Raw genomic sequence first — 13,372 nt, 5'->3', positions numbered from 1 at the left:
GTGTCGAAGCGGAATATTTATTCCTTCAGCAAACCGGCCTCTTTATAAAAGCGCTCGGCACCGGGATGAAGTGGCACACCAACCCCGTCGAGAGCTGTTTCCATGGTAATCGCCTTGCCCTTGGCATGGCCGACATTCAGCAATTCACGGGATTCCTCATTCCACAAGGCTTTGGTGATCTGGTAGATCAGTTCTTCATCTTCCTTGGCGGATGTGAACCATTGAGCACCGACAGCGACGGTTGCAGTGGCGTCGACACCCTCATAGGTGCCGGCAGGGATTTCACTGCGCGAGAAGAAGCCGTATTTGTCGGACAGCGCTTGTGCGCCTTCACCATCAATCGGCACCAGCTTGATGTCGGCCGCAGAGGCCAGTTCAACCAGCGAGCCGGTCGGGTAACCTGCGACAACAAAGAAAGCATCGATCTTGCCATTGCGCAGTGCTTCTGATGCCGCGCCGCCTTTCAGGGCCTCTGCGGTGACATCGTCGGAGCTTAGGCCATTGGCTTCCAGGATCAGTTTGGCATCGACAAAGGTGCCTGATCCAGGTTCATCGAGCGATACGCGCTTGCCTTTCAGATCGGCCACAGAATTGATGCCGCTGTCTTTCAGCGCGACAAGGTGAATATCCTCCTGGAATAGCGCGGCAATGGTGCGCAGACCTTCGGCAGGCTCCTTGCCTTCCATGGTTCCCGTGCCGGTATAGGCCCAGAAAGCGACGTCAGATTGGGCGAAGCCGGAATTGCGCAGGCCGGACATGATCGCATTGACATTGTCGACCGAACCGCGCGAGGACACGGCGGAGGCAATCAGATTGTCTACGCCGCAACTGCCGCCTTCACCGCATTCACGCGATCCGGGCGGTTTGGAAATGGCATTGGCGATGACGCCGCCAACCGGATAATAGGTATAGGAGGTGCCGCCGGTTCCAATGGTGAAAAACTTCAACTCCTGGGCAAAGGCTGACGCTGCAAAACTGCCGGTGACAATCGCGCCAATTGCGATGGTTTTTACAAGATTGTTAAATATGCTCATTCGGTAAGATCTCCCTGATCTAGACATTCATTAAGATGATCGATTGCGTTCTGTTATTGCCTTTTCGGCAAGAAATCGGATGGTTGCAGACGTAAATGGATTAAACAAGACGGAGCGGATGAATTTTTGGTCAGCTTGAGCACACCATTGCCTCGCCCGTGGCGAGTAGAGAGGACGGTGCCGCTTGAAGCGTTTGAGGCGCGCTTGCGCCTGGCCGGTTGATGCCGGACAACCAGTGATTGTCGATTTCCAGAAGATATTGCGGATTGAGTGTATCGGGTTCTGCCCAATAGGCACCGCCGGGCACAAACTGCTCGTAGGACAGCTCCAGAAATTTGGCCCGCTCGGTCGACAGTTTGTCCTGTCTTCGGCGGATTCTGTGCAGGCCTTCAGCATGGCTATGGTGATTGGTGGCGGCCAGCCCGGCAGCGGTGATGCGCGGAAATGTAAGACGGCTGTGCGGTAGCTCGGTTATGTTGACGCACAGGCAATCCTGCTCCGCTGCCAGCAGCAGGATGCGGTTGGATTTAGCTTCCAGGGATTGCAGAGTCGGATCTGCCCGCAGCGGATCGGCGGTGCCGGGTCCGTAAAAATGCGAAGGGCCGTTGGTCTGATCGTAAATCATGTCGCAGCCGCAAAACACCAGAAGGTCGGGTTTGAGCACGTGCAAAGCCCAATAGGCGGTCGAGAACGCCATTGTTCCACCTGCATAGACTATGCCACCATAGGCATTATTGGCTGGCACATAGGCTTCGTGAGACAGGCAGGTCTGACCGAGGGAGGGGACCGGCTTGCGGTTGTCGGGAAAATCTCCGGCATGGACCAGATGGGTCCAGTCATCGCGGATACGCCAGGCATTGTTGATCGCAACAATGGCGTTGAACTGTGTGCGGTTGAATATACGTGCCTGAACTGCGTTTGCGGCGCTGCCCAAAATCAGGACGGTTCTCAAATCTTCACTGCTCTTCTATACGTCAACGCCGTAAATGTGGCTATGGTCTGGCAAGTATGGCGCACATATCATTCGTCAAGGGCAATAATATTACGACACAGCTCTGTGCAGGGCATCATCGCACTGGCGGCATGATCAGCCGGCCGCGCTTGCAGCCGTTCAGATCGACATTCGGGCAATCGCGAAAACCCAGTTCAGGCGTCATGCACAGGCGGATTTCCATAATTTTGTTATCGGCGCAGGAGATAGCCATTTCCTCCGGATCGAGCCCGTCATTGAATTTTGCGAAAGCGGCCTCCAGCGCCAACGGATCGACCGCTACCTTGCGGTCGAGCGTGCGCAGCACCGGCGGAATGACAATCTTGTCGCGGGCCTGGCGCGCCAGTTCAAAATAGGATTGCTGATCCAGCCCCGAACAGACGCCATGCTTGCGCCATTGATTTCCGATGAGGCTGAAACCCGGCATGATGTCCAGCATCTGGCGGGCCAGTTGATCGGGCACACGCTGCGGCTTGTCACTGGCACAAAAGGCCGGCCAGTCGCCGCCCTTGAATTGTGGCCACAGACCATGAACAATAAAATTGAAGGATTTTCCGGCACCACATTGCTGGCGGTTTTGCGAAGCGGTCTGCTGATCCTCGCAAAAACTTGGCGACCATGACAGCGCCAACACATAGAAATCAAAGTCGCCGGATCGGGCACCACGTATTTCGCGGGCAAATCCCGGCGACAGCAACATGCCGGCAGCAAGAACAGCAATCAATGCAGCGGCCAATTGACGATAAACCATCTAGCGCAGCGTACGGCAACTGGCTCCGTAGACCCGCCAACGGTCATAGCCGGCGACACAGAACTGCACTTTCCAGGAAATCCCGGCAAATCCCATGCGTTCCTGGATCAGATAGTAGAGGCGGGGCTGTTTGCCGTTGGACAGGGTTGCGGTGCCGTCACAGTGGCGGTGGGTAATCAGCGATTTCGTCTGATTGAGCGAATAGCGCTGTTTGATGTTGCGAATTGAATTGATGCCGATTGCGGATTTGCGGTTGGAAATCTCTGACCATGTATTGCGGTCGGCCCATGCAAACTTACTCTGGACCTGACGCAGAACGCGCGGATCATCGCACAATGGAACGGCGCCGCGGCCGAATATCGCGGTGCGCGGATCGCGCCCCATTTCCGCCCTGCTGTCGTGGGCTGCAGCACCTGTAACGACAAAAGGACCCGCACCGGCCAGCAGAGGCAGTGCCAGCACCAGTGCCAAAATCATGCGGATGCCAAAATGGTTGGTGATCATCGGATGCGATTCCCTGTCTCAACAAACAACAGTCAGTTTGCGGTAGCTGCCCCGCATAGGCAAGCGCTATCAGGCTGGCCTTTACAGTAATTCAACCAGGGTTTTATGAAAGCGTTGGGTTGGTGCGGCCTGTTGAAGGACACGCTGCAGCACCGGCAGGCTGTCTTCCAGCGTGCGTTGCAGCGTGTAGGGCGGATTGATGATGTGCAGGCCGGTGCCGTTCAACTGATCGGCATTATCCGGTGGCCGCACATACAATTCGGCCCGCAAAATGGTTTCGACGCCAAGCAGTGGTTTGCGCTTTGCCATGGATTTCGCCCAGCGGTCTGCCAGATAGCGCGCCTTGATCGGGTACCACAGCATATAGATGCCCATCGGGAACCGCCTGACAGCCGTGCTGATAGCATCCAGAGCGCGTTCAAATTCATGGGGCTGTTCATAGGGCGGGTCCATGACAATCAGGCCGCGCTTCAGATCGGGTGGCACCAGGCCTTTCAATCCCGTCCAGCTGTCAATGTGACGGGTCAGAACCTGACGGTCTCCGGCAAACAGCTTTTCCAGCCGGGCAAATTCAGTGTCGCGCAATTCACAGGCGGTCAACCGGTCAGTGGGGCGCAGCAAATGTCTGGCGAGCAGGGGCGAGCCGGGAAAAACATCCAGCGCGGTGCCCGGATTCAACCGGCTGATAACCGACAGATAAGGCTGTAGCAGTTGGTCGAGATCGGGGCTGAGTGACACCGGCTTCAGCGGATTGCCATCCTCAAACAGACGGTTGATACCAGCTTCCGCCTCTCCGGTTGCCCGGGCTTCCCGGCCGGTCAGACTATATCGGCCGGAGCCGGCATGCATATCGATGATGCGGAACGGTGTTTCCTTGCGCTGCAGATAGGTGATGATCGCCACCATGGTGACATGTTTCACCACATCAGCGAAATTTCCGGCGTGATAGGCGTGAAGATAATTCATGGAGGCTGTCTACGTGCTGAACCGCCCCTGCGCAAGCCAGAGATATCAGCGGCTTCGGCCTTGACAGAACAGCTGAATTACAATGTTGCTTCCGCAGCATTGCAATTGAGGATTTTATGAACGGCGCGGAAACACTGGTGAAAACCCTGCTCGGCAATGGGGTGGATGTCTGTTTTGCCAATCCCGGCACATCGGAAATGCATTTTGTCGCGGCGCTGGATAAACATCCGCAAATGCGCTGCGTGCTGTGCCTGTTTGAAGGCGGCGCGACTGGAGCGGCTGACGGCTATTACCGGATGAAGCAGGATGTTGCCACGACATTGCTGCATCTTGGACCCGGACTGGGGAACGGTCTGGCCAATCTGCATAATGCCCGCAAGGCAGGCAGCGGTATTATCAACATTGTCGGGGATCATGCGGATTATCACCTGAAATATGACAGCCCGCTAAAGGGCAATCTGGATGGCATCAGCGAAGCGATTTCCCACTGGACGCGCAGGGCGGCGGATGCTGCGTCCGTTGCCATGGATGGTGCGGCAGCGGTGCAGGCGGCGCGCGCCAGCGGCGGACAGATTGCCACGCTGATTCTGCCGGCCAATACAGCCTGGGACGCGGCCGGTGAAGCCGTCGCTGCATTGCCACCCAAGCCGCTGAGGCGACCGGACAAGGACCAGATCGTCACTGCCGCAGGCACGCTCCGCGTGCCCGGCGCGACGCTGTTTATCGGCCAGACCGCGCTGCATGGCAGGCTTTCACGCCTGGCCGGCAGCATTGCCGCCAGAACCGGTTGCGAGTTGATGGCGGATTTTCTGGTGCCGAGAATTGAGCGCGGCGCGGGAGCAGTGGCCCTGACCCGGCTGAAATATCCGATTGATGACAATGTCGTTCTGCTCAAAAACACCAGACATCTGGTGCTGTGCGGGGCCAACCGGCCGGTGGCGTTTTTTGCCTATCCGGGCAAACCCGGAACGCCGGAGCCGGAGGGTTGCCGGATCACCGATTTATGCGCGCCGGATATGGATTATGGCTGGACCCTTGAGGCGCTTGCAGATGAGCTGGGTGTCAGCCCGGCAGACCATCCTTCGGTTGTGACCGCGGCTCTTCCCAATGTCCCGACCGGTAGCCTGACTCTTGAGAAAACCGGCGCGGCGCTGGCCGCGTTGTTGCCGGACAATGCGATCATCGTCGATGAATCGGTGACCAGCAGCAGCCCGATTGTGGCGGCGACACATTCCGGGCGGCGGCAGGAATGGCTGCATGTTGCAGGTGGTGCCATCGGCTACGGGCTTCCCTGTGCCGTGGGTGCTGCACTTGCCTGTCCCGACCGAATAACCGTCTGCCTGACCGGCGACGGCTCGGCGATGTATACGGTGCAGTCATTGTGGACGATGGCACGGGAAAATCTGGATGTCGTGACAATCGTGTTTGCCAATCGCGGCTATCAGATCTTGCATCTGGAACTGGCCAATGTCGGCGTCGATCAGGCCGGGCGCAATGCCGGCCGGATGTTCGATGTCGACAATCCGGCGCTGGATTGGGTTTCTCTGGCAAAAGGCCACGGCGTCGCCGCCGAGCGCGTCACTGACATGGACGGCTTTGTCGCCGCCCTGCGCAAAGGGCTGGCAACCCGCGATCCCTATCTGATCGAAGTCGTTTGCTAAAGTACGTCAAACGCCCGCTAAGGTTGCAGAACGTATAGACCCGGGGCTTCACAGATTTCGCCTGATCCTGCACGCGCCGTGCCCATCGCGGGCGCCGGCCTTGTACCGCTGCCTTTCGACACCAGCCATTGCACCCATTGCGGCCACCAGGACCCGTCCTTCACGTCCTGCTGCCGATGCCAGGCATCGGGGCCGACATAGAGTGCCCCGGCCGGGCGGTGCGCGATGCGGTAGTGCCGCCGCAGATGGCCGGGTTCGCTGAGGATGCCACCATTGTGGCCGCCTTTGCTCAGCACGAAGGTCAGGTCGCAATCGGTAAAGAGCTGGGTCTTGTAGACCGATCTCCAGGGCGCGACGTGATCGGTTTCCGTGCCGATCACGAACATCGGTGCGGCAATGTCCTTCAATGCGATGACCCGTCCCTCGACCGCAAAACGCCCGGCGGTCAGCCGGTTTTCCAAAAACAGGCCGCGCAGATATTCCGAATGCATCAGCGCAGGCATCCGGGTGGTGTCTGCGTTCCAGACGCCGATATCGAATGGCAAGTCCTCACGGCCAAGAAAATAGCGCCTTACCGCGCGGGTATATATCAGATCTTCCGACCGGATTGCGGCAAAGGCGCGCGCCATCTGCGGGCGATCGAGATAGCCCTGATCCCACATCAGATCCTCGATGAAGGCGATCTGGCTTTCATCGAGAAACAACAGCAACTCGCCGGCTTCAGCGAAATCGACCTGGGCCGCCATCAGCGTGATCGACGCCAGCCGCGTGTCGCCTTCGCGCGCCATCGTGGCTGCCGTGATCGCCAGCATTGTGCCGCCAAGACAGTAGCCCACGGCGTGCACCTGTTGCGCGACAACAATCGTGTTGATCTCATCCAGCGCGGCCATGACGCCTTTCTTGCGATAATCCTCCAGCGACAGCCCAGCTTGAGCCGCAGTCGGGTTGCACCACGAGATCATGAAGACGGTAAAGCCCTGTCCGACGAGGTAGTTTACCATCGAGTTGTGCGGCGAAAGATCAAGGATGTAGTATTTCATGATCCATGCCGGAACGATCAGAACCGGCTCGGCCTGTACCTCCTCGGATTGCGGTGCATACTGGATCAACTCGAACAGATCATTGCGAAACACGACCTTGCCCGGAGTGCAGGCCAGATCCTTGCCGATCTGATAGCCTTCGGGCGCCGGTTCATGCGCCTGCGTCGCGGTTTTCAGCCAGTCATGCCAAAAATGCGCGGCCCCTTCGCCCAGATTGCTGCCGCCGGTTTTTAGCGTCTCTTCAATGATTTCAGGATTTAGCCAGGGAAAATTCGACGGCGAGATGACATCGAGCATCTGCCGGGTCATGAACCGGGTCCGGTCGGCATCCTCCTGGCGCAGCCCACGCAACGGGTCAGTGGCGTAGTCCCACCAGTCCTGTGCTGCCAGAAATCCCTGCTGCCAAAGTTGAAAAGGCGACTTCTGCCATCCGGGATGGTTAAACCGTGTGTCATAGCTCTTCGGTGCAAAAGGCGGAGTTGCACTGGTTTTTTTTGTATCTGTCGCAAGATCTGTCAGCTTCAGCGCATTCGCCTGTGCATGTTCCGCCAGCTCAAGCATCCGCCCCGGGGAGCGAGCGAGATGCAGTGCCCAATCGTTCCAGGCCTCGATAAATGCATGCGGCGACACGCCACCGGACAGCCGCGCGATGCCGGCACGTGCAGCGCGGTCGATGTTCTGGTGCGGATGATTTTCCTTCGGCTTGACCACTGCCGGAAGTTGTGGCTTTGCAACCGCCGACATTGCGATTTTGGCCCTGGACGCCGGCCTGGGCGCGGATTTGTTCATTTTGACTGATCCAGGTCAAGGGTTTTGCTGCCCTTGCGCATCTTCACGAAAGGACGGATTATCTCGTTGGGTTCGAGGCAGCTTCTGATATCGTCAAGATCCAGTGCTTCCTCGTCCTCCAGCCGCGCCACCAACAGCATGACTTGTTCGCGATGTTGCTCGATCAACTGAGTCGCCTGCTTTTCGGCGGCGTGCAGCAGGTCCATCACAGCCTGGTCGACCCGCGCTGCTGTCTGGTCGGCAAAGGTGCGGGGCTGGGCGATCTGCTGGCCAAGGAACGGGTGATCCTCACTTTCGCGCAGATCGACCGGACCGATCTCCGGGTCCATCCCCCAGCGTGCCACCATCGAGCGCGCAAGCGCAGTGGCGCGCCTGATATCATCATCGGCTCCGGAACTGACCGAACCGAGCAGAAGCTTTTCCGCAGCGCGCCCGGCCAAATAGGTCGTCAGTTGCACCTGAAGATAAGCCTCGGGCAGTGTGTGACGCTCGTTTTCCGGCAGCATGTGCGTGCTGCCAAGGCTGTGGCCGCGCGGGATGATCGTCACCTTATAAAGTGGATCGGCACCGGGGCTGTAGTAGGCGGCCGCCGTATGCCCGGCCTCATGCACTGCCAGGCGGTGCTTTTCATCGGGCTGGATTGCCAGCGTGCGCACGGTGCCCATGATCACCTTGTCGCGCGCCTCGTCCAGATCGGCTGGTGTGATATCGCTGGCCGACCGACGCGCGGCGGTGATTGCCGCCTCATTCAGAAGGTTCTTCAGATCGGCCCCCGAAAAGCCCGGCGTCCCGGCCGCGACCTGATCGAGATCGGCATTGTGGCGTAGCGGCAGCCCTTTGACATGGACATCCAGGATCGCCCGGCGTGCAATCTTGTCCGGCAGCGACAGCGTGACGTGGCGGTCAAACCGGCCAGGGCGCAGCAAGGCCGGATCCAGCACATCGGGCCGGTTGGTCGCGGCCAACACCACCACTGCTTCGCGTGCGGTGAACCCATCCAATTCGGCGAGGATCTGGTTCAGCGTCTGTTCACGTTCGTCATGGCCACCGCCCAGGCCGGTGCCACGGGTGCGCCCGATGCTGTCCAGTTCGTCGATGAAAATGATCGCGGGTGCCTGTTTGCGCGCCTCCTCAAACATCTTGCGCACCCGGCCTGCTCCGACGCCGACAAATACTTCGATAAATTCGGACCCCGATGTGGAAAAGAACGGGACATCGGCCTCGCCCGCCAAGGCGCGTGCCAGCAGCGTCTTGCCGGTGCCCGGCGGGCCCATCAGCAAGACACCATGCGGCACCGTGGCGCCGACCTTTTTGAACCGTTCAGGGTCGCGCAGGAATTCGACCAGCTCGGAGACCTCGCGTTTGGCCGCGTCCTGGCCTGCGACATCCGCGAATGTGATCTTGCGTTCCGGTTTCGTGGGTTTGGAGGAACGGCCGCCCAAAAACTTACCGATTCCGCCCGGCAGCCCACCACTGACGCCACCGCCCATCATCCGACGGCTGATCCAGAGATAGAAGGCAAGGATCAGAATCCACGGCAGGAACGATAGCAGGATCGACGGGCTCGCGGGCTCTTCAGCCGTGATGATGACGCCCCTTTGTTCGAGCAGAGGCAGCAGGTCGGGATCGGCCTGCTGAGGGGTAATGGCACGAACCCGTTCAGCGCCATCCTCTGCCGAACTGCGCAACACGGCCACGACCGCATTGGCTTCAAGTGTTGCTTCGGTGACCTGGCCCTGACGGATCAGGTCCTTGATTTCGCTGTAGGTCACGACACGCGGCACGGATGGGTCGGTTGGAAACTGCAAAGAGAAAAGCGCGAAGACCATCAGCCCCACCATCAGCGGCCACACCAGCCACCTGGGTGACTGCGGGTCGGATGGCCGAGGCGGTGTGCTGTGATTTCCCATAAACAGTCTCCTCTGGGAGCAAAGGTCTGCCCCTGGGTTGGAACCCGCAGCCGGACAGACATCTCCGTAGTTCAGGTTGTATCGGATGGCGCCCTGGCGCCTTGATGCAGATCAACGATCCTGGAGCATCAAATCCAGCGCTAGGTATGAAACCTGCTGCAGGTCGGTAAATCATGTGGCCGCCTGTTATGCCGATATCTGCCATGCCAATATCTGCCATGCCGGTATCAGCCGGTTGACAGGTATGCTGTTTTATATAACTATATAGTTATGGAACAAAATGGTTATACAGAGGCGGCGACCGATCTTGATGCGTTGTTTGCTGCGCTGGCGGATCCGACCCGGCGGGCTATTCTGTCGCGGCTTGCACAGGGACAGGCCTCGGTCAATGAGATCGCAGCCCCGTTCAACATAAGCCAGCCGGCAGTGTCGCGGCATTTGAAGGTGCTGCAGCGCGCCGGGTTGATTGAACGGGACGTGGAACAGCAGCGCCGGCCGGCGCGGCTGAAAGCGCAAACCATGACGGCGGCTGTCGGCTGGCTTGCGGAGTTCAAAGCTTTCTGGGGCGGCAGCTTCGACCAGCTTGATGACATTTTGATGCAGATGAAACACACCGAGGGGAAGGATAGCAGAAATGATTGATGTACCTGAATACAGGCTGGAGCGGATCTTCAATGCCCCGCGCGCCCTGGTCTGGCGGAGCTGGACGGAGCCGGAATTGCTGGCACGCTGGTATGGCCCGGGGGTGGAAACGATCATCCATCGGTTTGATCTGAAACCCGGCGGGGAATGGCGCAACGAAATGAAGTGGGGCGAGAAATCCGATCTCAGCAAAATGGTGTTTCAGGAAGTTGTGCCGCCGGAAAGGCTGGTCTGGCAGCATTCGTCTGCGGATGCGGACTGGAACATCATTTCCAGTCAGATGATGCCGGGCTGGCCGCGGATTTTGCTGACCACCGTGACCTTTGAGGAGACCGGCGCGAAAACCAGGGTTTGCCTGACAATGGTGCCGCTCGATTCAACCGAAGCAGAAAACGCCTGTTTCGCTGCGGCGATGGCCGGCATGGATAATGGCTGGGGCAAAGGCTACGCTGTTCTCGATGAGTTGATTGACCAACTCAAAGTCGAATAACAAGGTAATCAAATCCACTTTCAGGCCCCGGTTTTATCCGGAGCCTGTCAGTTTTATTCAGCGGCCTCTTCCTGATCGATGCCACCCAGAAAGCCGCCCGACTGGCGTTGCCACAGGCTGGCGTAAAGCCCGTCATTGGCAATCAGCTCCTCATGCGGGCCGGTCTCCACGATACGGCCATCATCCATCACCACCAGACGATCCATGGTGGCAATCGTTGACAGGCGGTGGGCAATGGCAATCACCGTCTTGTCTTTCATCAAATTGAACAATTGCTCCTGGATCGCGGCCTCGACCTCGGAATCCAGCGCCGAGGTTGCCTCGTCCAGAATCAGGATCGGTGCATCTTTCAAAAGCACCCGCGCTATGGCGACGCGCTGGCGCTGGCCGCCGGACAGTTTCACCCCACGCTCGCCGACATGAGCATCAAAGCCATGGCGGCCTCTGGGGTCGGTCAACTCGGCAATGAATTCCATGGCCTCGGCCTGACGGGCGGCGCGGATCATATCCGCCTCGCTGGCATCGGGCCGGCCATACAGAATATTGTCGCGCACCGAGCGGTGCAGCAGGGAAGTGTCCTGTGTCACCATGGAAATCTGGCCGCGCAGCGAGTTCTGGGTGACCTTTGCAATATCATGCCCGTCAATGGTGATGCGGCCGCTTTCCACATCGTAGAGCCGCAGCAGCAGATTGACGAGGGTCGACTTGCCGGCACCGGAGCGCCCAACCAGGCCGATTTTCTCACCCGGTGCAATGTTCAAAGTGATGTCGTGCAAAACGCCCTTGGTCCAGCGGCGGCCTGCATCCGGCCCGGTTGTATCGCCATCTGCGGGCATGCTCATTGCCTTGTCAGGATTGTTGCCGGCAGGGCCGAACTTGCCATAGTGAAAACCGATATGATCAAAGCAGACCGCTCCGGCAACCGGCGGCAAAGAAGGGGCGGAAGGTGAATCCAGCAGATCCGGCACCTGTGACACAGTTTCCATGGAATCCTGAATGGTGCCGAGATCGCGAAACAGGCCGGAAATCTGGAACATCATCCAGCCCGACATGGTGTTGAGCCGCAGCACCAGCCCCAGCGCCACGGCAATGCCGCCGACGGTAATGCCGTCGGCCTGCCACATGATCAGACATAGATAGCCGGCAGCGGCCATGAAAAAACCGTTCAGCAAGGCAAGGGAAAAGCGCACCCGGGTGATGGCGCGGGTCAGTTCGCGGACGCTTGTCAGCATCCACAAAAGACCCTCCTCGGCAAAATCATCTTCCCGGCCACGGGTATCGAACAGTTTGATCGTATAGATGTTGGAATAGGCATCGACGATACGACCGTTGAATACAGAGCGCATATCGGTGGATTTTTTGGCGGCGCGGCGAATCGGCGGAACCAGCCACGCAGCGAGGCCGAAATAACTCACAAACCAGAGAAGGACGAGGCTGGCCAGACGCCAGTCGAGGCCGGAAAATACCCCGATGGTCGAAACGCCGATAATGATGAAGAACCAGATTCCCTGCATGATGTTAATGAGGAAATCGCCAACTGCCTGACCAGACTGCAACACTTTGGTGGCAATGCGGCCGGCAAAATCATTCTGGAAATATGTCAGCGACTGGCGGATGACCGAACGGTGGGCCTGCCAGCGCACCAGATTGAAGAAACCCGGAACAATGATCTGCTGTTCCAGCACGGCTGCCAGCATGAGAATGGCAAACCGCCCGACAATCACAATTGCGGCCATCATCAGAAAGGTTCCGCCATAGTCGGCAAACAGGGTTTCCCGGCTCGACTGTATCTGCGGGTCATTGAGCAGATCGATGATCCGGCCGATAAACTGGAACAGCAGCACTTCAACTCCGGCGACCAGAATGCCGGCGAACAGAAACAGAAGGAACGGCCATTTGGCCTGCCGCGCAAAATACCAGATAAAGCCGATGACGCTGTGGCGTGGTAGATTTTGCGCCGGGGAGGGGGCCAGCGGATCTATGATACGTTCAAACCGGCGCAGAATATGCTTTAACATAAGGCAGAACTCTCTGACGCCGGAACAGTGGAATTTCAGGTTGCATAAAAGGCAATAACTCTAAATGGCGCTCTCTCTTGTACTTTACCAGCCTGATATTGCACAGAACACCGCCACGCTGCTGCGCACAGGTGCCTGTCTGAATGTAGCGGTGCACGTGATTCTGCCGGCCGGGTTTGTGCTGAGCGACCGGAATTTCCGCCGCGCCGGGATGGATTATCTTGACCGGGCAACACTGGTTCAACATGCCGACTGGGCGGCGTTTCAGGATTATTGTCGCGGCTACAAAAGCCGCATTGTGCTGCTATCAACCAAAGCGGCAACACGGTATACGGATTTTTCCTTCCGCGATGATGACATGCTGATGCTGGGCCGGGAATCGGCCGGGGTGCCGGATGATGTGCATGCCGCCGCTACCGCCCGCATTGTAATCCCGATGCACAACGGAGCGCGGTCGCTGAATGTGGCCGTATCCGGTGCCATGGTTCTGGGCGAGGCTTTGCGGCAAGTCGGATCCCAGAACATTTCATAGCCAGATTTATCTGGATTCGGCGGGTGAAAATCTGCAAGACAGGC

General features: G+C 58.3%; 12 protein-coding genes. 4 read left to right on the top strand and 8 right to left on the bottom strand.

The features are described from left to right. Positions 1-17: 17 nt before the first annotated feature. The 5 genes from RAL88_RS07330 to RAL88_RS07310 form a co-directional block, all read right to left on the bottom strand. A complete protein-coding gene (locus RAL88_RS07330) occupies positions 18-1,034 on the bottom strand; it encodes a TAXI family TRAP transporter solute-binding subunit (protein ID WP_306268333.1) in 1,017 nt (338 codons plus the stop codon). A gap of 130 nt (positions 1,035-1,164) precedes the next feature. Continuing rightward, a complete protein-coding gene (locus RAL88_RS07325) occupies positions 1,165-1,986 on the bottom strand; it encodes a hypothetical protein (RefSeq protein WP_306268332.1) in 822 nt (273 codons plus the stop codon). Positions 1,987-2,101: 115 nt separating this feature from the next. Then, complete coding sequence (locus RAL88_RS07320) at positions 2,102-2,776, bottom strand: ribonuclease (RefSeq protein WP_306268331.1); 675 nt, start codon at positions 2,774-2,776, stop codon at positions 2,102-2,104. Then, a complete protein-coding gene (locus tag RAL88_RS07315; protein ID WP_306268330.1) occupies positions 2,777-3,280 on the bottom strand; it encodes a hypothetical protein in 504 nt (167 codons plus the stop codon). An 81-nt stretch (positions 3,281-3,361) separates the two neighbouring features. Continuing rightward, the gene (locus tag RAL88_RS07310; RefSeq protein ID WP_306268329.1) at positions 3,362-4,246 is read right to left on the bottom strand and encodes a 23S rRNA (adenine(2030)-N(6))-methyltransferase RlmJ; all 885 of its coding nucleotides are present in this window, start codon (positions 4,244-4,246) and stop codon (positions 3,362-3,364) included. A gap of 116 nt (positions 4,247-4,362) precedes the next feature. Here RAL88_RS07310 and RAL88_RS07305 point away from each other — a divergent pair, with 116 nt between their 5' ends. Continuing rightward, positions 4,363-5,907: an acetolactate synthase large subunit gene (locus RAL88_RS07305; protein WP_306268328.1), complete on the top strand. Its 1,545-nt coding sequence runs from the start codon at positions 4,363-4,365 to the stop codon at positions 5,905-5,907. Between the two features lie 17 nt (positions 5,908-5,924). On the opposite strand, the gene RAL88_RS07300 is transcribed toward RAL88_RS07305, so the two are convergent. Then, positions 5,925-7,736 (bottom strand): alpha/beta hydrolase, encoded by a 1,812-nt coding sequence (locus tag RAL88_RS07300; RefSeq protein ID WP_306268327.1) that lies wholly within the window; start codon positions 7,734-7,736, stop codon positions 5,925-5,927. Continuing rightward, on the bottom strand, positions 7,733-9,646 hold the full coding sequence (ftsH, locus tag RAL88_RS07295) for an ATP-dependent zinc metalloprotease FtsH (RefSeq protein WP_306268326.1): 1,914 nt from the start codon (positions 9,644-9,646) through the stop codon (positions 7,733-7,735). Before ftsH ends, RAL88_RS07300 begins: the two co-directional genes overlap by 4 nt. 270 nt (positions 9,647-9,916) lie before the next feature. Here ftsH and RAL88_RS07290 point away from each other — a divergent pair, with 270 nt between their 5' ends. Next, complete coding sequence (locus RAL88_RS07290; protein ID WP_306268324.1) at positions 9,917-10,288, top strand: helix-turn-helix transcriptional regulator; 372 nt, start codon at positions 9,917-9,919, stop codon at positions 10,286-10,288. Then, positions 10,281-10,778 (top strand): SRPBCC domain-containing protein, encoded by a 498-nt coding sequence (locus tag RAL88_RS07285; protein ID WP_306268323.1) that lies wholly within the window; start codon positions 10,281-10,283, stop codon positions 10,776-10,778. The genes RAL88_RS07290 and RAL88_RS07285 overlap by 8 nt, the downstream gene beginning before the upstream one ends. A gap of 53 nt (positions 10,779-10,831) precedes the next feature. On the opposite strand, the gene RAL88_RS07280 is transcribed toward RAL88_RS07285, so the two are convergent. After that, complete coding sequence (locus RAL88_RS07280; RefSeq protein ID WP_306268322.1) at positions 10,832-12,796, bottom strand: ABC transporter ATP-binding protein; 1,965 nt, start codon at positions 12,794-12,796, stop codon at positions 10,832-10,834. Between the two features lie 64 nt (positions 12,797-12,860). On the opposite strand from RAL88_RS07280, the gene RAL88_RS07275 reads away from it, so the two are divergent. Beyond that, a complete protein-coding gene (locus tag RAL88_RS07275; protein WP_306268321.1) occupies positions 12,861-13,328 on the top strand; it encodes a tRNA (cytidine(34)-2'-O)-methyltransferase in 468 nt (155 codons plus the stop codon). Positions 13,329-13,372 lie beyond the last annotated feature (44 nt).

The sequence above is a fragment of the Pararhizobium sp. IMCC3301 genome (assembly GCF_030758315.1).
Taxonomy (GTDB): domain Bacteria; phylum Pseudomonadota; class Alphaproteobacteria; order Rhizobiales.
Note: the sequence above shows the minus strand (reverse complement) of the source record. Positions and strands in the feature narration are given on the sequence as shown.